Origin of the sequence: Streptomyces sp. V1I1, from assembly GCF_030817355.1 — a bacterium.
GTDB lineage: Bacteria > Actinomycetota > Actinomycetes > Streptomycetales > Streptomycetaceae > Streptomyces.
The window spans coordinates 5,911,827-5,935,810 of record NZ_JAUSZH010000001.1 but is presented as its reverse complement, the minus strand read 5'-3'; the positions used below and the strand labels follow the sequence as shown (position 1 = coordinate 5,935,810).

General features: G+C 70.7%; 25 protein-coding genes, 3 pseudogenes and 1 riboswitch. Of the genes and pseudogenes, 13 read left to right on the top strand and 15 right to left on the bottom strand.

What is annotated here, in order from left to right; genetic code table 11:
- Positions 1-17: 17 nt before the first annotated feature.
- Complete coding sequence (locus QFZ67_RS27790) at positions 18-1,208, bottom strand: lipid-transfer protein (RefSeq protein WP_307663789.1); 1,191 nt, start codon at positions 1,206-1,208, stop codon at positions 18-20.
- A 30-nt stretch (positions 1,209-1,238) separates the two neighbouring features.
- Positions 1,239-3,392, bottom strand: coding sequence for an acyl-CoA dehydrogenase (locus QFZ67_RS27785; protein ID WP_307663788.1), 2,154 nt, complete (start codon positions 3,390-3,392; stop codon positions 1,239-1,241).
- A 281-nt stretch (positions 3,393-3,673) separates the two neighbouring features.
- Here QFZ67_RS27785 and QFZ67_RS27780 point away from each other — a divergent pair, with 281 nt between their 5' ends.
- Positions 3,674-4,078, top strand: coding sequence for a hypothetical protein (locus tag QFZ67_RS27780; protein ID WP_307663787.1), 405 nt, complete (start codon positions 3,674-3,676; stop codon positions 4,076-4,078).
- 63 nt (positions 4,079-4,141) lie between these two features.
- On the opposite strand, the gene QFZ67_RS27775 is transcribed toward QFZ67_RS27780, so the two are convergent.
- Positions 4,142-4,417, bottom strand: coding sequence for a DUF397 domain-containing protein (locus QFZ67_RS27775; protein WP_307663786.1), 276 nt, complete (start codon positions 4,415-4,417; stop codon positions 4,142-4,144).
- Positions 4,377-4,913: pseudogene (locus QFZ67_RS27770) on the bottom strand (DUF5753 domain-containing protein); the annotation flags it as partial. The gene QFZ67_RS27775 and the pseudogene QFZ67_RS27770, both read right to left, overlap by 41 nt.
- Positions 4,914-4,927: 14 nt before the next feature.
- Here QFZ67_RS27770 and QFZ67_RS39175 point away from each other — a divergent pair.
- From QFZ67_RS39175 to QFZ67_RS27740, 6 genes are all read left to right on the top strand, one after another.
- Positions 4,928-5,194, top strand: a complete 267-nt coding sequence (locus QFZ67_RS39175; protein WP_373430249.1) for an ATP-binding protein — start codon at positions 4,928-4,930, stop codon at positions 5,192-5,194.
- Between the two features lie 42 nt (positions 5,195-5,236).
- Positions 5,237-5,887 (top strand): class I SAM-dependent methyltransferase, encoded by a 651-nt coding sequence (locus QFZ67_RS27760; protein ID WP_307663783.1) that lies wholly within the window; start codon positions 5,237-5,239, stop codon positions 5,885-5,887.
- Between the two features lie 14 nt (positions 5,888-5,901).
- Complete coding sequence (locus tag QFZ67_RS27755; RefSeq protein WP_373430248.1) at positions 5,902-6,867, top strand: N-acetylmuramoyl-L-alanine amidase; 966 nt, start codon at positions 5,902-5,904, stop codon at positions 6,865-6,867.
- A gap of 150 nt (positions 6,868-7,017) precedes the next feature.
- A complete protein-coding gene (locus QFZ67_RS27750; RefSeq protein WP_307663781.1) occupies positions 7,018-7,815 on the top strand; it encodes a hypothetical protein in 798 nt (265 codons plus the stop codon).
- A gap of 111 nt (positions 7,816-7,926) precedes the next feature.
- Positions 7,927-8,937: an LLM class F420-dependent oxidoreductase gene (locus QFZ67_RS27745; protein ID WP_307663780.1), complete on the top strand. Its 1,011-nt coding sequence runs from the start codon at positions 7,927-7,929 to the stop codon at positions 8,935-8,937.
- Between the two features lie 86 nt (positions 8,938-9,023).
- Entirely contained in the window at positions 9,024-9,317 is a 294-nt protein-coding gene (locus tag QFZ67_RS27740) for a hypothetical protein (protein WP_307663779.1), read from the top strand.
- 263 nt (positions 9,318-9,580) lie between these two features.
- Here the strand turns inward: QFZ67_RS27740 and QFZ67_RS27735 are convergent, their stop codons facing one another.
- The 3 genes from QFZ67_RS27735 to QFZ67_RS27725 all read right to left on the bottom strand — a co-directional run bounded on the left by QFZ67_RS27735 (position 9,581) and on the right by QFZ67_RS27725 (position 12,991).
- A complete protein-coding gene (locus tag QFZ67_RS27735) occupies positions 9,581-10,651 on the bottom strand; it encodes a prenyltransferase (protein WP_307663778.1) in 1,071 nt (356 codons plus the stop codon).
- On the bottom strand, positions 10,648-11,382 hold the full coding sequence (locus tag QFZ67_RS27730) for a class I SAM-dependent methyltransferase (protein ID WP_307663777.1): 735 nt from the start codon (positions 11,380-11,382) through the stop codon (positions 10,648-10,650). Before QFZ67_RS27730 ends, QFZ67_RS27735 begins: the two co-directional genes overlap by 4 nt.
- A 280-nt stretch (positions 11,383-11,662) precedes the next feature.
- Positions 11,663-12,991, bottom strand: coding sequence for a glycosyltransferase family 4 protein (locus tag QFZ67_RS27725; RefSeq protein ID WP_307663776.1), 1,329 nt, complete (start codon positions 12,989-12,991; stop codon positions 11,663-11,665).
- Positions 12,992-13,190: 199 nt separating this feature from the next.
- Here QFZ67_RS27725 and QFZ67_RS27720 point away from each other — a divergent pair, with 199 nt between their 5' ends.
- Entirely contained in the window at positions 13,191-13,817 is a 627-nt protein-coding gene (locus QFZ67_RS27720) for a TetR family transcriptional regulator (protein ID WP_307663775.1), read from the top strand.
- 47 nt (positions 13,818-13,864) lie between these two features.
- Here the strand turns inward: QFZ67_RS27720 and QFZ67_RS27715 are convergent, their stop codons facing one another.
- Positions 13,865-14,326, bottom strand: coding sequence for a MarR family winged helix-turn-helix transcriptional regulator (locus tag QFZ67_RS27715; protein WP_307663774.1), 462 nt, complete (start codon positions 14,324-14,326; stop codon positions 13,865-13,867).
- A gap of 85 nt (positions 14,327-14,411) precedes the next feature.
- Here QFZ67_RS27715 and QFZ67_RS27710 point away from each other — a divergent pair, with 85 nt between their 5' ends.
- The gene (locus tag QFZ67_RS27710) at positions 14,412-15,425 is read left to right on the top strand and encodes a VOC family protein (RefSeq protein WP_307663773.1); all 1,014 of its coding nucleotides are present in this window, start codon (positions 14,412-14,414) and stop codon (positions 15,423-15,425) included.
- A 156-nt stretch (positions 15,426-15,581) separates the two neighbouring features.
- Here the strand turns inward: QFZ67_RS27710 and QFZ67_RS27705 are convergent.
- The 5 genes and pseudogenes from QFZ67_RS27705 to QFZ67_RS27685 all read right to left on the bottom strand — a co-directional run.
- Positions 15,582-15,800 (bottom strand): annotated as a pseudogene (locus QFZ67_RS27705) (VOC family protein); the annotation flags it as partial.
- Positions 15,788-15,931, bottom strand: a pseudogene (locus tag QFZ67_RS27700) (AraC family transcriptional regulator); the annotation flags it as partial. The pseudogenes QFZ67_RS27705 and QFZ67_RS27700, both read right to left, overlap by 13 nt.
- 160 nt (positions 15,932-16,091) lie before the next feature.
- Entirely contained in the window at positions 16,092-16,325 is a 234-nt protein-coding gene (locus tag QFZ67_RS27695) for a ferredoxin (RefSeq protein WP_307663772.1), read from the bottom strand.
- Entirely contained in the window at positions 16,325-17,785 is a 1,461-nt protein-coding gene (locus QFZ67_RS27690; RefSeq protein ID WP_307663771.1) for an aldehyde dehydrogenase, read from the bottom strand. The genes QFZ67_RS27695 and QFZ67_RS27690 overlap by 1 nt, the downstream gene beginning before the upstream one ends.
- A 285-nt stretch (positions 17,786-18,070) precedes the next feature.
- Positions 18,071-18,901, bottom strand: coding sequence for an alpha/beta fold hydrolase (locus tag QFZ67_RS27685; protein ID WP_307663770.1), 831 nt, complete (start codon positions 18,899-18,901; stop codon positions 18,071-18,073).
- Positions 18,902-18,959: 58 nt separating this feature from the next.
- On the opposite strand from QFZ67_RS27685, the gene QFZ67_RS27680 reads away from it, so the two are divergent.
- The gene (locus tag QFZ67_RS27680; protein ID WP_307663769.1) at positions 18,960-19,433 is read left to right on the top strand and encodes a MarR family winged helix-turn-helix transcriptional regulator; all 474 of its coding nucleotides are present in this window, start codon (positions 18,960-18,962) and stop codon (positions 19,431-19,433) included.
- Positions 19,434-19,524: 91 nt separating this feature from the next.
- On the opposite strand, the gene QFZ67_RS39170 is transcribed toward QFZ67_RS27680, so the two are convergent.
- Positions 19,525-19,599, bottom strand: coding sequence for a 50S ribosomal protein bL37 (locus tag QFZ67_RS39170; protein ID WP_099504217.1), 75 nt, complete (start codon positions 19,597-19,599; stop codon positions 19,525-19,527).
- 277 nt (positions 19,600-19,876) lie between these two features.
- Between QFZ67_RS39170 and QFZ67_RS27675 the strand changes: the two genes are divergently transcribed.
- Positions 19,877-20,914, top strand: a complete 1,038-nt coding sequence (locus QFZ67_RS27675; protein ID WP_307663768.1) for an MBL fold metallo-hydrolase — start codon at positions 19,877-19,879, stop codon at positions 20,912-20,914.
- 88 nt (positions 20,915-21,002) lie between these two features.
- On the opposite strand, the gene QFZ67_RS27670 is transcribed toward QFZ67_RS27675, so the two are convergent.
- Positions 21,003-21,251: an SCO4226 family nickel-binding protein gene (locus QFZ67_RS27670; protein WP_307663767.1), complete on the bottom strand. Its 249-nt coding sequence runs from the start codon at positions 21,249-21,251 to the stop codon at positions 21,003-21,005.
- Positions 21,252-21,473: 222 nt separating this feature from the next.
- A riboswitch (cobalamin riboswitch) is annotated at positions 21,474-21,546 on the top strand.
- Between the two features lie 129 nt (positions 21,547-21,675).
- Between QFZ67_RS27670 and QFZ67_RS27665 the strand changes: the two genes are divergently transcribed.
- Positions 21,676-22,917 carry a prenyltransferase/squalene oxidase repeat-containing protein gene (locus QFZ67_RS27665; RefSeq protein WP_307663766.1) on the top strand — a complete coding sequence of 414 codons (1,242 nt, stop codon included), beginning with the start codon at positions 21,676-21,678 and terminating at the stop codon, positions 22,915-22,917.
- Positions 22,917-23,573, top strand: a complete 657-nt coding sequence (locus tag QFZ67_RS27660; RefSeq protein WP_307663765.1) for an SCO2322 family protein — start codon at positions 22,917-22,919, stop codon at positions 23,571-23,573. The genes QFZ67_RS27665 and QFZ67_RS27660 overlap by 1 nt, the downstream gene beginning before the upstream one ends.
- Positions 23,574-23,984 lie beyond the last annotated feature (411 nt).

Here is a 23,984-nt window from a genome sequence, read left to right as displayed (position 1 = left end):
GCCACGGCCCCGTGGACCTAGGACCTTCGCAGCAGCGTGACCACCGCCGCCCCACCGAGCCCGATGTTGTGCGCCAGCCCCACCCGCGCGGCCGCCACCTGCCGCGCGCCCGCCTCCCCCCTCAACTGCCACACCAGCTCGGCGGCCTGGGCCAGCCCGGTCGCGCCCAGCGGATGCCCCTTGGAGATCAGGCCGCCCGAGGGGTTGACCACCCACCGGCCGCCGTAGGTCGTCGCCCCGCTCTCCACCAGCTTCCCGGACTCGCCGTCCGCGCACATGCCCAGCGCCTCGTAGGTGAGGAGCTCGTTGACGGAGAAGCAGTCGTGCAGCTCGATGACGTCGACGTCCTCGATGCCGAGCCCCGAGTCCTCGAATACCTGCCGGGCGGCCGCCCGCGACATCGGCCTGCCGACGACGTCGATGCAGGAGCCGGAGGCGAAGGACTCCTCGGTGTCGGTGGTCATCGCCTGGGCCGCGATCTCCACGGCATTCTCGTGCAGCCCGTGCTGGACGAGGAACCGCTCGGAGACGACGACCGCGGCGGCCGACCCGTCGGAGGTGGGCGAACACTGGAGCTTGGTGAGCGGCCGGTGGATCGTCTTCGCGGCGAGGATCTCGTCGACCGAGTAGGCGTCCTGGAACTGGGCGTTGGGGTTGCTCGCAGAGTGCCTGTGGTTCTTGGCGCCGACGGCGGCGAGCTGCGCCTCCGTCGTGCCGTACCGCTCCATGTGCTCGCGCGCCGCGTTCCCGAAGATCTGCGCGGTGGGCGGGGACATCTCGAAGCCGTGCCCGGCCGCCATCACGCCGTAGTGGCGCGCGACCGGCGAGGTCTCGAACGCCCCGCCGTCGGAGCCCTCCCCCAGGGCCCCGCGCGTCATCTTCTCGAAGCCGAGCGCCAGTACGCAGTCGCTGATGCCGCCCTCGACGAACTGCCGCGCCATCATCAACGCGGTCGCGCCGGTCGCGCAGTTGTTGTTCACGTTGTAGACGGGGACGCCGGTCAGACCGAGTTCGTACGCCGCCCGCTGGCCTGCCGTCGAGGTCTGGAAGCAGTAGCCGACCGGGACCTGCTGCACCTGCTCGTAGGAGATCCCGGCGTCCGCGAGCGCCTGGCCGCCCGCTTCCCTCGCCATGTCCCAGTACTGCCAGTCCCTCGACTCGGGCTTCTCGAACTTCGTCATCCCGACGCCGACGATGTACGCCTTCATGCTGTCCCCTTCAGTCTTGTGCAGTCTCGTTCAGTCCCGCGGGAGGCCGAGGATGCGCTCGGCGACGACATTCAGCTGGACCTGCGTGGTACCGCCGGCGATGGTGAGGCAGCGCGACATGAGGAAGCCGTGCACGGCCCGCTCCCCCGCGCCTTCGCGCAACGCGCCCTCGGGACCGAGCAGTTCGAGGGCGAGCTCCGCGATCTTCTGCTGGTGGACGGTCTGGACGAGCTTGCGCACGGACGCGCCCGCGCCCGGTTCGAGTCCGGACACCTGCTGCATGGTGGTCCGCAGACCGATGCAGGCGAGGGCGTGCGCCTCGGCGGCCAGCGCCCCGATGCGCACGCGGTACGCGCCGTCCAGACCGGGCGCCCGCGCGAGCAGCGCTTCGAGACCCGTGTCGAAGGTCAACTGATCGGCCATGTGGACGCGTTCATTGCCAAGGGTGTTGCGGGCGACTTTCCAGCCGTCGTCGACCTGCCCGACCACGGCGTCGTGCGGGAGCAGCGCCCCGTCGAAGTACACCTCGTTGAAGAGGGATTCCCCGGTGATCTCCTTGAGCGGCCGGATGTCGATGCCGTCCGTCCGCTTCATGTCGACGACGAAGTAGGTGAGCCCTTTGTGCTTGGGCGCGCCAGGGTCGGTGCGGGCGAGCAGGATCCCGTAGTCGGCCTGGAGCGCGGCGCTCGTCCACACCTTCTGCCCGGTGATCCGCCAGCCGTCCTCGGTCCGCTCGGCCTTCGTGCTCAGGCTCGCCAGGTCCGATCCGGCGCCGGGTTCGGAGAAGAGCTGGCACCACAGCACCTCGCCGCGCAGGGTCGGCCGCAGGAAGCGTTCCTGCTGGGCCGGGGTCCCGTACGCGATGAGCGAAGGCACCACCCAGGTCGCGATCCCGAGGTCGCTCACCTTCACCCCGGCGGCCAGTAACTCCTCCTGCACGACGAGCTGTTGGACCGCCGTGGCGTCCAGGCCGTACGGTTTCGGGAGGTGCGGGGCGGCGTACCCGGTGGGGGCGAGGGCACGGCGGGCGGCGGCCGGGTCGAGACCCCGGACCCCCTCTACGGCCGTCCGGGCCGGTGTCCGGTACGTCTCCGCCTCCGCCGGCAACTCCAGCCGCAGCTCGCGCCGCGCCCCGCCCGCCGCGAGCCGGACCGCCCGCAGCCGGTGGCTGTCGCCGGGCCCCAGCAGCTGCCGCGCGACCAGGGCCCGGCGCAGATACAGATGCGCGTCGTGCTCCCAGGTGAAGCCGATCCCGCCGAGCACCTGGATGCAGTCCTTGGCGCAGGTGTACGCGGCGTCCAGCGCGGTTCCCGCGGCGAGCGAGGCCACCAGGCCGCGTACGCCGGCACCGGCGTCCACCGCGCGTGCCGCGTCCCACGCCAGTGCCCGCGCCTGCTCGAGGCGCACCAGCATGTCGGCGCACAGATGCTTGACCGCCTGGAACTGCCCGATGGGCCGCCCGAACTGTTCGCGCACCTTCGCGTACTCGGTGGCGGTGTGCAGCGCCCAGGCAGCCGTGCCGCACGCTTCGGCCGCGTACAGCACGCAGGCGAGGTCCCGTACGAGAGCGGTGTCGATGTCCAGCACACGGTCCCGGGGCACGGTCACGCCGTGCGCGGTGACCTCGGCGGTGGGCCGGGTCGGGTCGGCGCTCTCGTGCACGCGGACGGTGAACGCATCCGCGTCGACCGCGAGCCAACCTGTCGGGGTTTCGAGTACGAGCAGATCGGCGTGCCCGGCGCCGAGGACGGGCGGGGCGGTGCCGTCGAGCCGGTAGCCGTCCTGAGTCCGGGTGGCGGTGAGCGTCCCGGGACCGAGCGCGACGGCCGCGATGCGCTCCCCTCCCGCGAGCGCGGCCGCCAGATCGGCCCGGCCGGCGCGGGCCAGCACGGCGGATGCGAGCACGCTGCTCAGATACGGCCCCGGCAGCGCGGCCCGGCCCGTCTCCTCCAGGACGACGACGAGATCGAGGATCGCCCCGCCCCCGCCGCCGTGCTCCTCGGCCAGATGCACCCCGAGCAGCCCCTGCTCGGCCGCACCGTCCCAGTAGCCGGGCCGTCCCCCGGCCCCGCCGTTGGTCGCGTCGAGCACCTTTCGTACGGCCGCGGGGGGCACGGCACGCCCGAGCCAGCCGCGGACGGACCGGGCCAACTCCCGCTGCTCTTGCGTAATTCCGATGCCCATGGGCGGCAGACTAGAACACGTTTCAATCTGACGGTAGGTCAGATCAGGAGGTTCTTGGGGTAGGCCCGCACCGGATTGGTTGCCGCGGGGGCCGCTCTCCGGCGTTCGATGGTCGCGGCTGCGGGCCGGGCACCAGGACGACCACGACCGGAAGAGCTCCCCCTCACCCATTCGGTCCCGCGCAATGGCAAATCGGCCATATACGCCTTTAGCTACACACTAGGTGATCGATCCGCTACAGATTGCGGATCGGGTATCGACCCCTGACAGGAGGTCTGGAGTTGAAGCGCTCCATAGTTCTCGCTCTGGCGAGCGTCCCGATGATGCTCGCGACTGGCATGGCGTCCACGGCCTACGCGGCCGACGATCCGGATACGGACGGATCCGACAAGAACGGCAAGGTGGTCGCGAAAACCTACGTCGGCGAACCCATGACCCTGGTTCCGAACCAGAATGTGACCGCATGGGTCCAGTGCCCGACCGACGCGACCGCGGTTGGCGGCGGCGGCCTCACCAACTTCACCGATGCTGCCACCGCCTACCTCACGGACTCGTACCCCATCGACGCCAACGGCGACCCCGCCGCCAACGGAACCAGCGCGACCGGCTGGGCCGTCTCGGCGACACACCAGGAAAACAACTCCAGCCTGACGGCGTATGTGGTCTGCCTGGAGAAGAAGAAGTGATTTAGGACAGCGGAGGGCGTGCACAGCGCGCCCTCCGCAGAGTCCAACGCCGGATCAGGCCTCTCAGAGGCCGCCCTCGGCGGCGGCCGTGACGAAGGCCGCGAAGGCGGCGGGGGTGACGGCAAGGGCGGGGCCGTCGGGGTTCTTGGAGTCGCGGACGGCGATACGGCAGGGCTGGGGGGCGACCTCGACGCACTGGCCGCCGGTGTCGCCGCTGTACGTCGACTTACGCCAGGTGGTCGCACCGAGCGGCGCGCACTCGATGCAGGCGCCGCCGGTGTCGGAGCTGTACGACGACTTACGCCACCGTGCGCCCGTCAGGTCCTGGATGGTGTCCATAACGTTCCTCCATTACGCGGGCGATCAGTGCCGCCGAATCCTCCTCGGAGAGCGCGGCGGCCTGCAAGTGATCGTAACGGAGCGAACCCTCCCTGAGAGCTTGCGGATTGGCCGTCATATGGCCCTGGACGAAGTCCTCGGTATAGACGAGATCCGGGTCGCCCTCGAATCGCAGGACGGTGAACGAGCCCGGCAGCCCGGCATGGGCGCCCGCCTCAAAGGGCAGGATCTGCACCTGCACCCACTCCCGCCCACGCAGACCCAACAAGTGGGCGAGTTGATTCCGCATGACGTCCCGGCCGCCGATCTCCTGATGCAGTACGGCCTCGCTCAGCACCACCCAGCTCAGTGGCGGGTTCTCGCGCTCCAGAATGCGCTGCCGCTCCATCCGAGCAGCCACCTTCGCGTCGAGATTCTCGTCGGTCCGGACGCCCAGCACCGCCCGCGCGTACGCCTCCGTCTGCAACAGCCCATCCACTAGCTGAGCCTGGAACGACCGACGCCGCCGAGCTGGCCCTGACCGAGCTGGTCGCCAATGTCGTACAGCATGTGCCCGGCAGGCGCTGCACGCTGCTCATCCTGCGACGGCCGGACGGACTGCGGGTCGAGGTCTCCGACGAGCACCCGCACTGTCCCCGGCCGGTGCGCCCCGAGTGCAGAGGCGACGAGCTCGACGAGGGCGGGCGGGGGCTGCTCCTTGTCGAGGCCGTGACCGACCGCTGGGGCACGGTGCCGCTCCCCGGAGGCAAGACGATGTGGTTCGAGTGCGACGTGTGAGGCACGATGGCGGCCGGACACCCCGTACGACCAGGAGGAACCATGGCCGCCGCCCCCAAGCCGGAGACCCTCGCCGCCTTCGAGGCGGCCAAGGGCTTCATGCCCGTAGGGGAAGGGCTCGCCCTGTACGCGGCCGCGGCGGAGGCGGGCGCGCTCGGGCTGCCGCTGCTCGAGGTCGGCACGTACTGCGGGCGCTCGACGATCCTGCTCGCCGACGCCGCCCGCGAGGCGGGCACGACGGCCGTCACGGTCGACCACCACCGGGGCAGCGAGGAGCAGCAGCCGGGCTGGGACTACCACGACCCGGAGACCGTGGACCCCGAGATCGGCCGCATGGACACGCTGCCCACCTTCCGCCGGACCCTGCACAAGGCCGGTCTGGAGGAGCACGTCATCGCGGTCGTCGGCCGCTCCCCGCAGGTGGCGCGGGTCTGGGGCACACCGCTCAGCCTGGTGTTCATAGACGGCGGCCACACCGACGAGCACGCGGGCGGCGACTATGAGGGCTGGGCGCCGCACGTCGCCGACGGCGGCCTGCTGGTGATCCACGACGTCTTCCCCGACCCGGTCGACGAGTGGACCGGCCAGGCCCCGTACCGCGTCTACCTCCGGGCACTCGCGTCCGGCGCGTTCACCGAGGTCTCGGCGACCGACTCGCTGCGCGTCCTGCGGCGTACAGGGCCGGGGATCTGAGCCGTCCCGCTAGCATCGCGAGGGTGTCGTACGACGAGAACCAGCCCTCCACCCGTCCGCGCCGCACCGGCCGCGGCAATCTGACCATCGCGATCGCCGCGCTGGTGCCGACCGCCCTGGCGGGGTGGCTGGTCTGGAAGGCGATTGGCGGCCCGGAGGACAACGAGCCTCCGAAGGTGCCGCCGGTGCCGAGCCGGCAGACCACCGCCGGCAAGCCGGGACCTGGCCCATTGCCTTCGCCGTCCGCCCCCTCCCCCGCCGCTTCGGCCGCGCCCTCACCCACGCCCTCGAAAGGGAGCACGTCGGGGCCACTGGCCGGCAAGGTCGTGGTCGTCGACCCGGGGCACAACCCCGGAAATTTCCGGCACACGAGCGAAATCAATAAACTCGTGGATATCGGAACCAATCGCAAGGAATGCGACACGACGGGCACTGCCACCAACGGCGGCTACACCGAAGCCGAATTCACCTTCGATGTTTCACAACGTCTTCGCATGCTGCTCGAGAAGCAGGGTGCAACGGTCAAATTCACCCATACCAACGATCGTCCGTTCGGTCCTTGCGTGGACGAACGGGCGCGGATCGGCAACAAGGCCGGGGCCGACGCGGTCGTCTCCGTCCACGCGGACGGCTCGGGCGTCGGCAACCGCGGCTTCCACGTCATCCTTCCCGCCCTGGTCAAGGGCGGTGCGGCGGACACCGCGAAGATTGTCGCCCCGTCCCGCGACCTCGGCGAGCGGATCGCCGGAAAGTTCGTACGCGCGACCGGCAGCGCCCCCTCCAACTACGTCGGCGGCGGCACCGGGTTGGACGTACGCGAGGATCTCGGCGGCCTGAATCTGTCCACCGTGCCCAAGGTGTTCATCGAATGCGGCAATATGCGTGACCCGAAAGACGCCGTCCTGCTGAAGAGTTCGAGCTGGCGGCAGAAAGCGGCGCAGGGAATCGCGGACGGGATCGGCAGTTACCTCCAGAGGTAACAGTGCGATACCCGGCAGACGGCCGGAGCGGGCAGACGATAGATTCACCTCTACGATGGGGAGTCACCCCCGAGCTCCGCGCCGTGAACACCGCCACACCGGCGGCAGCGACGACCGCCCCCGATGAGACGACCGACGAAGGACTTTTACGTGAACATCCGCTCCCTGACCCGAGGTGACGGCGTGGTGATCGGAGCAGCGGTCCTGCTGTTCATCGCCTCGTTCCTCAACACGAGCGACTGCTCCGGCTCCCTCTGCGACGCTGTCCCGAACACCTGGGAGTTCTCGCCGATGGGGTGGGGCAGCTACTTCCCCGGCGTGGTCGGCGCAGCGCTGATCGTGGTCAACCGCGGGCTGCCCCAGCCCCGCAAGGTCGCGGGTCTGGACCTCGGACAGCTCGGTGTCGCGCTCACCGCCGCTTCCGCCTGGGTCATCCTCATGTGGATGTTCGAGGCGGAGGACGCGGGCGGTGCGCTCATCCTCGGCTTGATCGCGAGCCTGTTGCTGGTCGGCGCCGCGGTCGCCACTCCGCTCGTCCCGGCCCTCCAGGCCGCCCTCATCGGCGCCCCGAAGCCCGCGGCGACCCCGTACGGCGCGCAGCCGGGCGTCCCCGGAGCCGGCTACGGCTACCCGGGCGCCCAGCAGCAGCCCTACGGTGCGCAGCCGGGTCAGCCCCAGCCGTACGGCGCCCAGCCGCAGCCGGGTCAGCAGCAGGCACCGGCGGCGCCGCAGCAGGCCGGCGGCGCCGCCGACTTCACGCCGTTCTGGTTCGCGGTTCCGGTGGCCCGTCCGCTGTACGGCGAGGACGGTTCACCGACCCCGATCGCCGAACTCGCGCCGGGCACCTGGTACCTCGCGGTCGAGCAGCGCGGTCCGGGCCTCATCGCCCAGACGCAGGACGGCCGCCGTGGCGTCCTGCAGGACACCTCGGGTATCCAGCGCGGCTGACGCGCGCGACTGACGCACACGGTCGTTCAACGGCCCCTCGCCCTTCCGGGCGGGGGGCCGTTGCCGTACCCTGACGCCCCGTCAGAAACGTACCGCTGGAGGGGACCCGGTATGCGACTCGGCCTTGCTCTCGGCTACTGGGGCCGCGGCCCCGACCCCGGCCATCTGGAACTCGCCCGCGAGGCCGAACGGCTCGGCTACGACTCCGTGTGGACCGCGGAGGCCTGGGGCTCCGACGCCTTCACCCCCCTCACCTGGATCGCGGCGCACACCTCCCGTATCCGGCTCGGCACAGCGGTGGCCCAGATGGCCGCCCGCACACCCACCGCCACCGCGATGCACGCGCTCACCCTGGACCATCTCTCCGGCGGCCGGATGATGCTCGGGCTCGGCCTGTCGGGACCGCAGGTGGTGGAGGGCTGGTACGGCCGCCCCTTCCCGAAGAGCCCGCTGACGGCGACCCGCGAGTACGTGGACGTGATCCGCCAAGTCCTCAGGCGCGAGGCCCCTGTTGAGCTGGCGGGCCGCTTCCACTCACATCCGTACGCCGGTGAGGACGGCAGCGGTCTGGGCAAACCGCTCAAGCCCATCACGCATCCGCTGCGTGCCTCACTGCCCGTCCTGCTGGGCGCCGAAGGGCCGAAGAACATCTCCCAGACGACGCGCATCGCCGACGGCTGGCTCCCGTTGTACTGGTCGCCACTGCGCACGGACGTGTACGAGGCCTCCCTCACCGAGCTGCCCGATGGCTTCCTGATCGCGCCGATGGCCCGCGCCAAGGTCTGCGACGACGTCGCCGAGGGGCTGCTCCCGGTCAAGGCGATGCTCGGCTTCTACATCGGCGGCATGGGCCACGCGGCCCGTAACTTCCACGCCGACCTGATGGCGCGCATGGGATACGCGTCCGAGGCCGGGCGCATCCAGCAACTGTTCGCCGACGGCCGCCGCGAGGAGGCCGTACTCGCCGTCCCCGACGCCTTCGCCGACGAGATCTCACTCGTCGGACCGCGGCAGCGGATCGCCGAACGCCTGGAGCTGTGGCGCAAGGGCCCGGTCACCGACCTGCTGGTGACCGCCTCGGACCCGCACACCCTCCGGGTCCTGGCCGAGCTCAACTCGTAGACCCAAAAGACCCGGGGACTCCGGGACTCGGCCCTCGGGCGGGACCGAAAGGGTTTCACAGGCTCACAAGCGGCAACCCGGAGTGTATGAGCCTCAGTCAACGCAAGGGAACGAATCAGGCCGCGACGGTCGTCACGATCGTTGCCGATGTCATGGCCGTCATCATCGGCCTCTGGATCCTGATGTATCTGCTGGACGCCAACCGCGCCAACGACCTGGTGGGCTTCGTCCAGGATGCCGCCCGCTGGCTCGCCGGCTGGTCCTACGACCTGTTCACCTTCGACGAAGCATGGGCACGAGTCGTCGCCGGCTACGGCCTCGCCGCCGTGGTGTACCTCTTCGTCGGCCACGCGGTGGCGGGGCGCCTGCGGAGGCACTAGGGGGTGACCGGGGGCCCCACCCCGCCCGTTCCCGTAACCGGGGGCAAGCCCCCGGACCCGCCCCCCTACGCCCTGCGGGCGTGGGGAACCCCCAGTACGCCCTTCGGGCGTGTCCTCAATCGCCGGAGGGGCTGAAAATTCAGCCCCTCCGGCGATTGAGGAGCGGGGTCCGGGGCGGAGCCCCGGTTACGGGATGGGGGTACCTCCCAGGCGAAGCTCTGGGGGAGGGCGGGGTGGGGAACAGGCCCGCCGCAGGCGCACCCCTAGCAGCACTCCGGCGCCAGCCCCCGCGGCAGCCGCTCCCCGCCGAAGACCGCGGTGGTCGCCTCGTCCCCCCCGAGCGCGGCCACCGCCAGCAGCAGCGATCCCGCCGTCCAGGTGGTGAGCTCCTCCGGCCAGACGGCCCGGTTGCCCTCGAAGACGTAACCCGTCCAGTACAGGCCGCCGTCGGCCCGCAGATGCTGGACGGACTGGAGGATCTCCAGCGCCCGGTCGGACTCGCCCATCACCCATAGGGCCAGGGCCAGTTCGCAGCTCTCACCGCCGGTCACCCAGGGGTTGGGCAGCACGCACCGCACCCCGAGGCCGGGGACCACGAAGTCGTCCCAGCTCTGCTCGATACGGGACTTGGCCTCCACGCCCGTCAGCGCGCCGCCGAGGATCGGGTAGTACCAGTCCATGGAGTAGTGGCTCTTGTCGAGGAAGCGCTCGGGGTGCCTGCATATCGCGTGCGCGAGCGCGCCCGCCGCCAGCTCCCAGTCGGGCTGCGGCTCTTCGCGCTCCTCGGCGATCGCCAGCGCGCAGCGCAGCGCCTGGTGGACCGACGAACTGCCGGTCAGCAGCGCGTCGTTCACCGCGGTGCCGTCCGCCTCCCGCTTCCAGCCGATCTGGCCGCCGGGCTGTTGCAGCTCCAGTACGAACTCGATCGCGGCGAACACGGCCGGCCACATCCGGTCGAGGAACATCTCGTCGCCGGTGGCGAGGTAGTGGTGCCAGACGCCGACGGCGATGTACGCGCAGAAGTTCGTCTCACGGCCGCGGTCGGTGGGGCGGTCCACGTCGCCGTCGTGATACGCGGCGTACCAGGACCCGTCCTGGTTCTGGTGCCGCGCCAGCCACTCGTACGCACGGGCCGCGGCGTCGTGCTCGCCCGCCGCGTCCAGCGCCATGGCGGTCTCGGTGTGGTCCCACGGGTCGAGGTGATGCCCGCGGAACCACGGGATCGCGCCGTCCTCGCGCTGCGCGGCGAGTATTCCCGCGACTGTCTCGGCGGCTTCCTGCGCGGTGAGCACGCCGGGCAGGACGAGGTGTTCCGTACGGCCAGGAGAGGTCACTTGGCGGCCGCCGCAGGCAGATGCGGCTTGGTCGCGTACGCCACGAAACTCTTGCCGATCAGCGGGTTGAGCGCCTGCTCGGCGAGGCGGGTGGCCAGTGGCTTCTTCATGATGTCCCAGACGAGCAGTTGGTGGTACGCCTTGACCGGCAGGGCCTTGTCGTTGTCCACGCCGAAGGCGCACTTGAGCCACCAGTAGGGCGAGTGCAGCGCGTGGGCGTGGTGCGTGCCGTACGGCTTGAGTCCGGCCTCCTGCATCCTGCCGAGCAGCTCGTCGGCCTTGTAGATGCGGATGTGGCCGCCCTCTACCTCGTGGTACGCGTCGCTGAGCGCCCAGCAGATCTTCTCGGGGCCGTAGCGGGGGACGGTGACGGCGATGCGCCCGCCGGGCTTGAGGACCCTCACCATCTCGGCGAGCACGCCCTTGTCGTCCGGGATGTGCTCCATCACCTCGGAGATGATCACGACGTCGAACGACTCGTCGGGGAAGGGGAGGTTGAGGGCGTCGCCCTCCATTGCGGTGGCGGTCGCGCCCTCGGGCGCCTCCCCGGCGTCCTTCATCGCGGCGAACCACTTGGCGACCTCGCGGATCTCCTCGCCGTTCTGGTCGAGCGCCACGACCTGCGCACCGCGCCGGTAACACTCGAACGCGTGCCGCCCGGCGCCGCACCCGAGGTCGAGCACGCGGTCGCCTGCGGCAAGCGGAAAGCGGGAGAAGTCGACGGTCAGCACGTGATCCTGCTTTCGCAGTCGAGGGAACCAGTACGTGTTGCGGTGCGCGGCAATTGTGGACCGCGTCCACAACTGGGGCCGCGGAGCGGTCGGGAAACGCGGACCGCTGAGCGGTCACAGCCCCGCCGCGCGGATCGCCGGGACACCGGGACCGTGGACCCGTGTCCACTCATCGGGCCGCGGTACGCACGACGGGCCGTGACCTCGGGGTGCCGGGCCACCAGGCACCCCATCGGGCCGCGGAGCGGCCGGGAAACCGGGGGCACGGAGCATGCCGCCGTCACCGGGGCACCCCGGAACGCGTCGCGATCGCCTCGCGGTAGTGCTCCGCCGTGCCGATCGCAGCCTGGCGCCAGGTGAACCGGGCCAGCACCCGCTGCCGGCCCGCCGCCCCCAGCCGTACACGCAGCTCGGGATCGCCCAGCAACCGCCCGAGCGCCGCCGCCAGCGCCCCCGCATCACCCGGCGGCACCGCCAGGCACGTCTCCCCGTCCGGCCCGGCCACCTCCGGAATCGCACCCCCGGTCGTGGCGACGAGCGGCGTCCCCGTCGCCATCGCCTCCGCCGCCGGCAGCGAGAAGCCCTCGTACAGCGACGGCACACACGCGATCTGCGCGCCCCGTACCAGGTCGACCAGTTCCGCGTCCGTGATCCCCTTGACGAACTCGACCGCGTCCTCGAGCCCGTACCGCTCGATGAGCTGTGCGACCGGCCCGTCCTCCGCGCGCTTGCCGACGACGACGAGATGCGCGGCGGGGTTCTCCGTACGGAGCTTCGCCAGCGCCTCAACCAGGTGCACGAGGCCCTTCAGCGGGACGTCCGCGCTGGACGTGGTGACGATCCGGCCGGGGACCTCCGCGACCGCCGGGTTGGGCGACCACAGGTCCGTGTCGGCCCCGATGTGCACGACATGGACGCGATCGCTCCGCACCCCGAGGTGGTCCACGATCTCCTGCTGCGAGGAGCCGGAGACGGTCAGCACGGACGGCAGCCGCCGGGCCACCCGCTTCTGCATCCGCGTAAAGCCGTACCAGCGCCGCACCGAGGCCCGCCGCCGCCAGCCGTCCGCGGCGTCCAGCTCCAACTGGCGGTCGACCGTGATCGGGTGGTGGATGGTGGTGACCAGCGGCGCACCGAGGTCGGCCAGCAGCCCGTACCCGAGCGTCTGGTTGTCGTGGATGACGTCGAACTGCCCGCGCCGCGCCGCCAGATGACGCCGGGCGCGCAGCGAGAAGCTCAGCGGTTCGGGGAAGCCACCGGTCCACATCGTCGCGACCTCGACCGCGTCGATCCAGTCGCGGTACTCGCCGAGCTTCGGCGTACGGAACGGGTCCGGGCTCCGGTAAAGGTCCAGGCTGCCCAGCTCGGTGAGCGGCACGCCTTCGTCCAGTACGGGATAGGGCTGCGCGCCGATCACCTCGACGCTGTGGCCGAGCCGGGCGAGCTCGCGCGAAAGGTGCCGCACATAGACGCCCTGGCCGCCGCAGAAGGGGTTGCCCTTGTAGGTGAGGAGCGCGATTCGCAGCGGATCGTCACCACCGGACGGACGCCCGGACGACCCCCCGGACAGGCCCGGACGAGGGCCGGCCTCTATGGCCTCAGCGGTCACTCACGGCCCCCTTCTCACTGCGTTTTCGCCGGAGCGTAACCGCTCGCGCTAATCTAGAACAAGTTACAGACTTGATCGTTCAAGGAGCTTCGAATCTACCGGCAGGTAGTGCCGCTGTGAGGGCCGGATCAGGTGATTCGCGCCACGACGGGCACGCTGCCATGCTGTGCGATCCGGACTCGTGCGTGGAACGGGACATATGAGAGCGGAAGCCAAGTCTGCGGGGTCGGCGTCGCCACCCCTGACAGAACGCCAGGAGGCGCGTCGGCGCCGCATCCTGCACGCCAGTGCGCAGCTGGCCAGCCGGGGCGGATTCGACGCCGTGCAGATGCGCGAGGTCGCCGAGTCCTCGTCCGTCGCGCTCGGCACGCTCTACCGTTACTTCCCCTCCAAGATCCACCTGCTGGTCGCCACCATGCAGGACCAGCTCCAGCACATGCACACGACGCTGCGCAAGCGGCCCCCGGCCGGGGACACCGCGGCGGAACGGGTCGCCGAGACGCTGATGCGGGCGTTCCGCGCGCTCCAGCGGGAGCCGCATCTCGCGGACGCGATGGTGCGGGCGCTGACCTTCGCGGACCGCAGCGTGAGCCCCGAGGTGGACACGGTGTCCCGGCAGACGACGGCGATCATCCTGGACGCGATGGGTCTGGAGAACCCGACGCCGGAACAGCTCTCCGCGGTCCGCGTGATCGAGCACACCTGGCACTCGGCGCTGATCACCTGGCTCTCGGGCCGGGCGTCGATCGCCCAGGTGAAGATCGACATCGAGACGGTGTGCCGTCTGATCGACCTGACGGAAAAACCCGGCTCGTCCGGCGTTTGAGGAGCGGGGTCCGGGGCGGGGGAAACGGCCTTGACGCGCGGCCGTTCTCATCCGTCGAGTGCCGCCGCCATGTGGTCGAGGTCGGCGAGGAGATGGGCGAGACGTTGCTCCGGGACGGCGTCGGTCATGCGCTGGTCGATGGCGTAGACGGCTGAGCGTGCCGCCGCGAGGCGACGGTGGCCCTCCTCGGTGAGGTGGGCGGGCAGAGCGCGACCGCGGTCGGTGGTGGCCGGCCGGGTGATGAGGCCGGCGTCCTGCAGTCCGCGAAGGACGACGTTCATGGACTGCCGCGTGACGAAGGTGCCGCGGGCCAGCTCGGCGTTGGACAGGCCGGGTTGCTGGTCGAGGAGTTCGAGGCAGGCGTACTGCGGCACCGTCAGGCCGTACTCACGCAGCGCTCTGTCCATCGCGCCGCGCAGCGCCGCGGCGGCGCGCTTGAGGCGGTATCCCAGGCGCTCGGTCACGTCGGCGGCCGGCGAGGCCTGGCTGGAAGCAGTCCCATCATGCATGTCAGGAGTTTGACATGTAAGCGCGGCGCCGTCTATCTTCTGCATATGTCAAAGTCCTGACATGCAACACGATCGAGGAGTACTCATGACTGTCACCGCCGGCGGGCCGGACTTCATCGCTCTGCAGGTGCGCGATGTCGAAGCGGCTGCCGCCTTCTACGAGAAGCATCTCGGGCTGCGCCGGGCGCCTGCCTCGCCGCCCGGCGCCGTGGTGTTCGCCACCCCCTCGGACGGCAGGGTGCTGCGCCTGGCGTTTCCCGCCGACGACGGCCACTCGACGGTGAGCGCGGAGGTGAGGCAGGCGGAGGACTCGGAGGGCACCGTGCAGGCGGATGTCACCGTGCACACCGGGAATCCGGGCGAGGACGGGATGGGCACGGCATCTGCGGAATCGGATGGGATGAGCGCGGTGCGGGCGCAACTGGCCCGCATCCTCTCGCTCGACGTCGACGGCAGCGGGTTCCCACGGCTCGCCGAGGACGATCCCGTCGTGGCCGAGCTCATCGCGGCGTACCCGGGGTTGCGGCCGGTGTGTTTCTACTCGCCGTACGAGGCCGCGGCCTGGGCGGTCATCGGCCACCGCATCCGGATGGTCCAGGCCGCCGCGATCAAGGCCCGCATCGCCGAGCGCCATGGACAGCGCTTCGCCGTTGCCGGGGGGTCGCTGCACGCCTTCCCCACCCCGCCGGCGCTGCGCGGACTCAGCCGTGTCCCGGGCCTGCCCGAGACGAAGGTGAAACGGCTGCGCGTCCTCGCCGACGCGGCTCTCGCCGGTGATCTCGACGCCGCCCGGCTGCGCGCGATGCCAGTGGAAGACGCCCTCGCCCATCTGCGGACCCTGCCCGGCATCGGCCCCTTCTCCGCGGAGCTCATCCTCATCCGCGGCGCCGGACACCCCGACGTCTTCCCCCGCCATGAACGCCGGCTCCACGCTTCGATGGCCGAGGCCTACGGCGTCGGCGATCCCGACGCCTCCGATGCGCGCCAACTCGCCGGGATCAGCGACCACTGGGCGCCCTACCGCAGTTGGGTCGCACTCCTGCTGCGCACCCGCCGCGAGGAGAAGGCCGGGCCGGCCCGCGGTCGCTCGGCGCGGTAGTGCCCGCGGCGGTCAAGTCCGCCGGCACCGCAACGGGTCGTGTGACGGGCAGCGGCGACCCGCTTCGACAGACGGGCCTACGTCTTTCACGGCACCGTTACCGTTGCCGCGATCCGGCTCCGGCTCCGGCTCCGCCCGCAACCCGTCGGACAGTGATCAGTCCTTCGGCTGGGTGAAGCGGATGTGGTTGCCGAAGGGGTCGCGGAGGCCGCAGTCGGTTCCGTACGGGCGATCGGTGGGTTCCTCGGTGAACTCGACGCCCCGGCCCAGCAGCGTCTCGTACGTCTTGCGGCAGTCGTCCGTGCTGAAGATGAGATGGCCACCCATCACGCCCTTGGTCACCAGCTCGCGGACCTGCTGCGCCGTCTCCTGCGCGTGAAGTGCGCCTGCGACACATGGGCGATCCGGGCCAGGGCCGGGACGTCCAGAGGCTGTGCGTAGGCGCGGTCCATCGCATCCCGTGCCCGAAGCATGCGGCGGTTGGACTCTTCAACAGCGCGGCTCACGACGCCATCCCACCACGGCTCTCCGCCGTCCGCGACAGTCCGGTGCCCGATCCGCTCCGCCCCGTCCCAGCGCAAGGCGGTGCACCACGACGGCCCGCGCCCAGCAGTACTGCCAACCAGAGCGTGTCCGGCGAGTCACCTACGACCCACCGGACAGCCCCTAGTCCTCCGGCGGAAAGACCGGCTCCCCGCTCTCGAGCACTTTGATCGCGATCGCCTCCACCGGGCAGTTCTCCGCCGCCGCAAGGAGCTGCTCATTGGCATCGGTGTCCGCGGTCTGCGGATGCGACTGCCGTGCCGAGTCCAGCGCGAACCCGTCCGGCGCGTGGCTCACGCACATGCCCGAGCCGATGCACACGCTCCGGTCGACCTCGACGTGCCAGCGGTCACCCATCACTTACTCCCGTACTCGGCCGGCAGATGGATCATCTTGTGCTCCAGGTACGAGCCGTAGCCCTCGGGCCCGAACTCTCGCCCCAGGCCTGAGTTCTTGTAGCCACCGAACGGCCCGAGCATATCGAGGCTGAACGTATTGACGTTGTATGTCCCGGTTCTGACTCGCCGAGCGAAATCGACGCCGCGCTCGACGTCCGCGGTCCAGACGCTGCCGCTGAGCCCGTAGTCGGAGTCGTTCGCGATCTTCGCCGCCTCGCTCTCGTCCCCGTACGGCAGCAGACAGATCACCGGCCCGAAGATCTCTTCGCGGGCGATGCGCATCGAGTTGTCGACCCCGCCGAAGAGCGTCGGCTCGACGTACCAGCCCCGCTCCACTCCGGCCGGGCGCCCGCCGCCGGTGAGGATCTTGGCGCCTTCCTCCTGGCCGATCCTGATGAAGTCGAGCGAACGCTGCTGCTGGCGCCTCGCCACCAGCGGCCCGACCTGCGTCGCCGCGTCGAGCGGGTCGCCCACCACCAGCGCGGAGGCCGCCGCCCCGAACGCCTCGGCGATCTCGTCGTAACGGGTGCGCGGCGCGAGGATACGGGTCTGGGCCACACACGCCTGCCCGTTGTTCATCCACGCCGCGGGCACGATCCCGGCGACAGTCGACTCCAGGTCCGCGTCCGGCAGGATCACCGCCGCCGACTTGCCGCCGAGCTCCAGGGTGACGCGGGTGAGATTGCGCGAGGCGACCTCCATGACCCGCTTGCCCGCGACGACCGAACCGGTGAAGGACACCTTGTCGACGCCGGGGTGCCCGACCAGGTACTCGCTCACCTCCCGGTCTGCGGGCAGGATCGACAGGACGCCTTCCGGGAGCCCGGCCTCCTTGGCGATCTCGCCGAGGATGTACGAGTCGAGGGGTGACTCGGGCGAGGGCTTGAGCACCACGGTGCAGCCGGCCAGCAGCGCCGGGCCCAGCTTGGCGGCGGCCGTGAACTGCGGGACGTTCCACGGTATGACGGCCGCGACGACGCCCACCGGCTCCCGTCGTACGAGGATCGGCCCGAGCACTCCGGCCCGCCGCTCCTCGTGCGGATAGTCCCGCGCGACCGTGATCGCCGCGTCCCAAACCATCATCGCGCCGAGCGCCTGGGCGAGGACGCTCCAGGAGTACGGGGAGCCGTTCTGCGAGCTGATGGAGCGGGCGATCTCCTCGTGCCGTACGGCGATCGCGTCCTTGATCCGGCTCACCACCGCGATCCGCTCATCCAGCGTCGCCCGCGGCCAGGGCCCTTCGTCGAATGCCTTGCGAGCGGCGGCCACCGCCCGGTCGACGTCCGCGCGGGAGGCGTGCGGAACGCGCCCGATGACCTGCTCGGTGTGGGGCGAGACGACCTCGATGACGTCGCCGCCGAGGGGATCGGTCAACTCCCCGCCGATGAACAGTTTTCCGTGTTCCACAAGCTCGGTCATGGCTGCTGCCTCCCGCTGCCCGGCGCTTTCTGACACTGTTTCAGAACTGATATCAGTTCTAGTTATAGGGAGCAATGGCCACGACGAAAGAGCCCTCGACCAGCAGTTTCCCACCGGGCGGGCTTGAGCTGCGCAGGCCGTCATGGACCCGTGGGGCGGGCGCTTCCGGGCAGCGCCACGGCGGCGGACTCATTCGCGACAGGCGTTCACGCCGACAAACCAACTGACTAGCCGCGGACACATTGGCAGCGGCGGGCGACGGCCTGGTGTCGTCAGAGCCCTTCGTCAGCTCTCTTGAGCGAATAGGGCCTGCACGAAATCCCCAAGGATCTCGTTGAAGGCATCCGGTCGTTCCATGTTGGGGTAGTGCGCGGTGCCTTCGACGGTTGCCGCACGGCCGTTGGCGACGGTGTGTACGAGGCGTTCGGCCATGCCGATGAGGTCGTCTCCATCGATGCCGCCATTGATGGCCAGCACCGGGATCGTGATCTTCGCTGCTCGTGCCCAGGTATCGGTCACGGGCACGCTCCAGTCGCGTTCGGTGCTGGTGTGTTTGGCGATCGTCCGTATGGTCATCTCGCGCAGCCGTCGCACGACCTTCTGGTCGACGTCGCCGAGCGTGCGGTGCGGGCCGGCCGCGGACAGCAGTGCGGCGTTGATCCAGCCGTCGGTGTCGCCGGCGGCCAGGGCGCGGGCTTGCTCGGCGAAGATGCCCTTGGTCCAGGAGTCGTGGAACTCGCGCTCACTGGTTCCACCGCCGCTGACGACCAGAGCATGGACCAGATCGGGGTGCTCCAGTGCGGTGTCGACCGCGATGCTCGCGCCCATCGACAGTCCGACGAGGACCGCGGGGCCGACGTCGAGGTGGCGTAGCAGAGCGGCGAGGTCGTCGGTCTGACGGAATGGTCTGCTTGCGTTGGAGGATCCGCCGTGTCCGCGGGCGTCCGGTGCGATCACCCGGTAGTTCTGCGCGAGGACCGGCGTCTGGTCATCCCACATGCTGTGGTCCAGGTAGCCGCCGTGCAGTAGCACCAGCGGCCGGCCTACCCCGACGTCGCGGTAGGCGAGGTGGCCGTCCTCGGTCTCGAACGAGAACATGTCAGAAGCAGCAGTCATGACAACCAAGGTGCCATCTTCTTTGGGAGATTGGCAACCAAGGTGTCATCCTGGTGGGGTGACCGACGCCGACCCGCCCCTCACACCCGATGACCTCGCCCACCGGCTCACGGAGGTGTTCGACCTCGTGGGTCCGCTGTACCGACGCGTGCAGCGCAAAGTCGAACAGGCCGCACCGATCGAGGAGCTGTCCGTCGGCGTGCGCGCCGTCCTGGACCTGCTCCGCGAGAACGGGCCCATGACCGTCCCGCAGATGGGCCGCGCACAGGCGCTGAGCCGGCAGTTCGTGCAGCGCATGGTCAACGACGCCGCGGCGGGGCAGCTGGTCGAGATCACCCCGAACCCCGCTCACCAGCGGTCTTCGCTGATTCGGCTGACCGACCGGGGCAGGGCGGCTATCACCGCTGTGATTGCCCGCGAGCATGCTTTGCTGCGTGAGGTGGACGGGGACCTGACCGACGCCGACGTGACGGCTTGCGTACGGGTACTCACGAGGATGCTTGAGCTCTTCGACAACGTCGACGTGAACTGACTCGCATGCTGCGCTTCGGGACGGCGCTGCACGAACAACTGCGGCAGACCTCATCGACGCCGGGGAACCGGCGGCCGTGTGCTCGGTCGGCTCAGGCGTTGGGGCGCTTGCCGTGATTGGCCTTCTTCTTCTTGCGGCCGCGTCGCTTGTTCCCTCGCTTAGCCATGGCGCACATCTCCCTAATTCAGGACTTTCCACACCTCCGCCAGTCTAGATTCGGCCTGAGGTGTCCGCATCAGCGGTTTCGCGGCCACAGCGCCTACCGGCCGGCCCCTCTCCGGGCCGTGCGAGGTTGACCAACGCCGACAGCCCATGACAGTCAGCCGAGGCATCGCCGCAGGTCAGCCAACTCCCCAGGAACAACAGTCGACTTGGGCGACCATTGGAACCAGTTCTAGTTATAGTGAGCAATGGCCGTGCCGCCGAAGAGAGATGAGAGCCTCATGACGCAGGTGACCGACCACGGCGGGGGCGTCTGGTCCATCGAGGTGCCCATCCCGGACAACCCCCTCGGCCACACCCTGGTCCACCTGCTCGACACCGACCGCGGCCCCGTCCTCATCGACACCGGCTGGGACGACCCGACGTCCTGGGACACCCTCACCGCCGGCCTCGGCTCGCTCGGCGTCTCCGTCGCCGAGATCCACGGCGTCGTCATCACCCACCACCACCCCGACCACCATGGCCTGTCCGGGCAGGTCCGCGACGCGTCCGGCGCGTGGATCGCGATGCATGCCGCCGACAGCACGGTGGTACGCCGCACCCGCGAGGCCGAACCCGGGCTCTGGCTCGACTACTTGGCGGACAAACTCACCAGGGCGGGCGCCCCCGACGCGCACATCGAGCCGCTGCGCGCGGCCCGCGCCTCGGGCCGGATGCGTACCCTGCCGGGGCTGCGCGCGGCCCTGCCCGACCGGGAGATCGTCCCCGGCGAGCTCCTCGACCTGGTGGGCCGGCGGCTGCGCGCCATCTGGACCCCGGGCCACACCCCCGGCCATGTCTGCCTCCACCTGGAGGAGAGCCACCCGGCGAACCGGCCGGGCAACGGCCGACTCTTCTCCGGCGACCATCTCCTGCCCGAGATCACCCCGCACATCGGCCTGTACGAGGACCCGGACGACACCACCGTCACCGACCCCCTCGGCGACTACCTCGACTCGCTGGAGCGGGTGGGCCGCCTCGACCCCGCCGAGGTGCTCCCGGCGCACCAGTACGCCTTCCCCGACGCGGCCTCCCGGGTACGGGAGTTGCTCGCCCACCACGAGGAGCGCCTCACCGGCCTGCTCGCCCTGCTGGCCGAGCCGCTCACACCCTGGCAGGTCGCCGAGCGCATGGAGTGGAACCGGCCCTGGGAGCAGATTCCGTACGGATCACGGAACATCGCGGTCTCGGAGGCGGAGGCGCATCTGCGGCGGCTGGTGAAGCTGGGACGCGCGGAGGCGCTGTCGGGCAGTGTCCCGACGAAATACGTGGCGGCGTAGGCGTATCGGAGAGCAGGCGTTCCCAACGGTCCCGCGGAGCGCCGTACGGACGGCCGCCGGGGGGCCGCGGGACCGGCCTCGGTTGTTACTAGACAGACAGTGGCACGGGGTGGATTTCGCTGGCCGGGTGACCGGTTCGCTCGTGTATGCGCTTCACCGCTTCCGCGGAGGGCGCCTCGGACAGGCAGTACACGACTCCCGCGTCGGGGTCGGCCCACGCCCGCTCGAAGTGCACTCCTTCCTCCGCCTCGATCTCCAGGTCCGCCCGGTGTGCCGCCGAGAGCTGCTCAGCCGTGATGCCCTCCATGCCGTGGTGGACGTCCATAAACGTGGTCATCGCCCGCCACCTCCAGTTGTGTCGTCGGTCATGGGCTTCGGCACGGATGAGGAGGCGCGTCGTCCCGCCCTGGTGCCGGAGCCCTCCTCCCACCATCGTGCGCCCGCCACCTCCATGAGGCGACCCGGGTCGCCGCCTCATCCGTACTCGGGTATCCGCCCCACTCCCAGCCGGCGACCGGCCGGTAGATACAGTGGCCGAGTCGTCATCATGCCCGTACGGGGGGAAGCCGGTGCAAATCCGGCACTGACCCGCAGCCGTGAGCCGCCGTCGCAGGCGGTGAGTCGGAATGCCCCGTACGCGGTCGTGACCGGCTCGTTGCCACCGGAACCGCCGGTGGCAGGCACCGTCGAGGCATACGGAGCCGAGCCCTGGTGCCTCAGCGTGCCTGTGCCCGGCTCCCGCAGGAGAGGCCCAGCCCGCCATGACCACCGTTCGCCGCAGCGCCGCAGCGCTCGCCGCCTCCGCCGTACTCGGCATGGCCATCGCCTCGGCCGCCGCACCGGCCGCGATCGCAGCGCCGACCCCGACGCCCTCCACCGTGCCGCCGTCCGGCCTGTACGGCACGGGCGATCCGACCTACGACGGCGTCTGGCGGCAGTCGCTCGCGCTGCTCGCGCAGGACACGGTGGGCGTCAAGCCCGCCGCGAAGGCCGTGGACTGGCTGGCCGGGCAGCAGTGCGACAGCGGGGCCTTCCCCTCGTACCGCGCCGACGCGACCAAGCCGTGCGACGCGAAGCTGCCGCTGAACTCCAACGCGAGCGCGGCCGCCGTGCAGGCGCTCGCCGCGCTCGGCGGGCAGGAAGCCACCGTGAAGAAGACGGTCGGCTGGCTGAAGTCCGTCCAGAACGCGGACGGCGGCTGGGGCTACAACCCGGGCGGGGCCAGCGACGCGAACTCCACCTCCATAGTGATCGGCGCGCTCGCGGCGGCAGGTGAGAAGCCGGACGCAGTGAAGTCGAAGGGCGGCAAGACGCCGTACGAAGCGCTGCTGACGTTCGCGCAGCCGTGCGGCGGGAAGGACGGCGGCGCGTTCCTCTTCCAGCCGAAGCAGCCGGGGATCGTCGCCGACTCCACCGCGGCCGCGGTGCTCGGCGCGCACGGCAAGGGCTTTGTCGTGACCGCAGGCGCGAAGGACGCGAAGGGCACGGTCTGCGAGAAGTCGACGACCGTCGAGGGCGCGGCGCACAACGGCGCGGCGTATCTCGCGACCGCGCTCGCCAAGACCGGCCATCTCAACACCCCGCCGATGCCGGGCGCGACGGACCCGGCCGAGAAGCCGGACTTCGGCAACACGGCGGACGCGGTCATCGCGCTGACCGCACAGGGCCTGGGCGACCAGGCGAAGAAGCCGCTCGCGTGGCTGCAGCAGAACTCCGCGGCCTGGGCGAAGGAGTCGGGCCCGGCGGCGTACGCGCAGCTGATCCTGGCGGCGCACGCGGCCGGCGCGGACCCCAAGATCTTCGGCGGTACGGACCTGGTGGCGGCCTTGAACGCGACGGGCCCGGCACCGGAGAAGTCCGCGACTTCCGAGAAGCCTGAGAAGTCCGAGAAGTCCGACTCCGGCTCGGACGCCGGGGTGTGGTGGATCGTCGGCGCGTTCTTCGTCGCCAGCATCGGCGCGGGCATCCTGATCAGCGGCCGCCGCAAGAACCAGCAGCACTGATGCGTACGCGACTGCTCGCCCTGGTCCTCGCGCTCGGCACCGCACTGACGGTGCTGGGCGCGGGGCCGGCGCAGGCGGCCGGCTACCGCTACTGGTCGTTCTGGCAGAGCAGCGGCGGCACATGGACGTACGCGACGCAGGGCCCGGCGACGGCGAAGCCCGCGGACGGCTCGGTGAGCGGCTTCCGGTTCTCGGTGAGCGAGGACAGCGGGGATTCGGCGCAGCCGCGTACGACTGCGGACTTCGAGGCGATCTGCGGCGGTACGCGGCCGAAACCGGGCGCGAAGCGGATCGCGCTCGTCATCGACTCCGGCACGCAGGCGGACGCCCCGTCGGGCGAGGCGCCCCCGGCGTCACGGGTGGCGTGCGCGCAGGTGCGGCCGGACGCGACGACCGCGGAGGCGCTGGCGGAGGTGGCGAAGCCGCTGCGGTACAACAGCCAGGCGCTGCTCTGCGCGATCTCGGGCTATCCGAAGACGGGCTGCGGCGAGCAGGTCGCGGCAACGGAGCCGAAGGCCTCGGCCGCGCCCAAGGCAGACGCCGACGACGACAGCGGCCCGTCGGTGGGCCTGCTGGCCGGCTTCGGGGCGATCCTCGCGCTGGGCGCGGCGGCTGTGTGGCAGTCCCGCCGCCGCAGGTACCCCGGTCCGCGGTGAGCGGGCGTTGATGGTTGCTCTCCGGTGGGTGGCTTCGCGGGCGAACCCCGACAGGACCGCGCCCCGTACCCCCGCGCCGCAGGTACCCCGGTCCGCGGTGAGCGTGGGCCAGGGGGCGTTGACGGTTGCTCTCCGGTGGGTGGCTTCGCGGGCGAACCCCGACAGGACCGCGCCCCGTACCCCCGCGCCGCAGGTACCCCGGTCCGCGGTGAGCGTGGGCCAGGGGGCGTTGATGGTTGCTCTCCGGTGGACGGCTTCGCGGGCGAACCCCGACAAGACCGCGCCCCGTACCCCCGCGCCGCAGGTAGCCCGGTCCGCGGTGAGCGTGGGCCAGGGGGCGTTGGCGGCCGTTGTCCGGGGCTCATTTCTCGGGAAAGCCCCGAAGGCCCCGGCGGCAAGCTCCGACGCGCC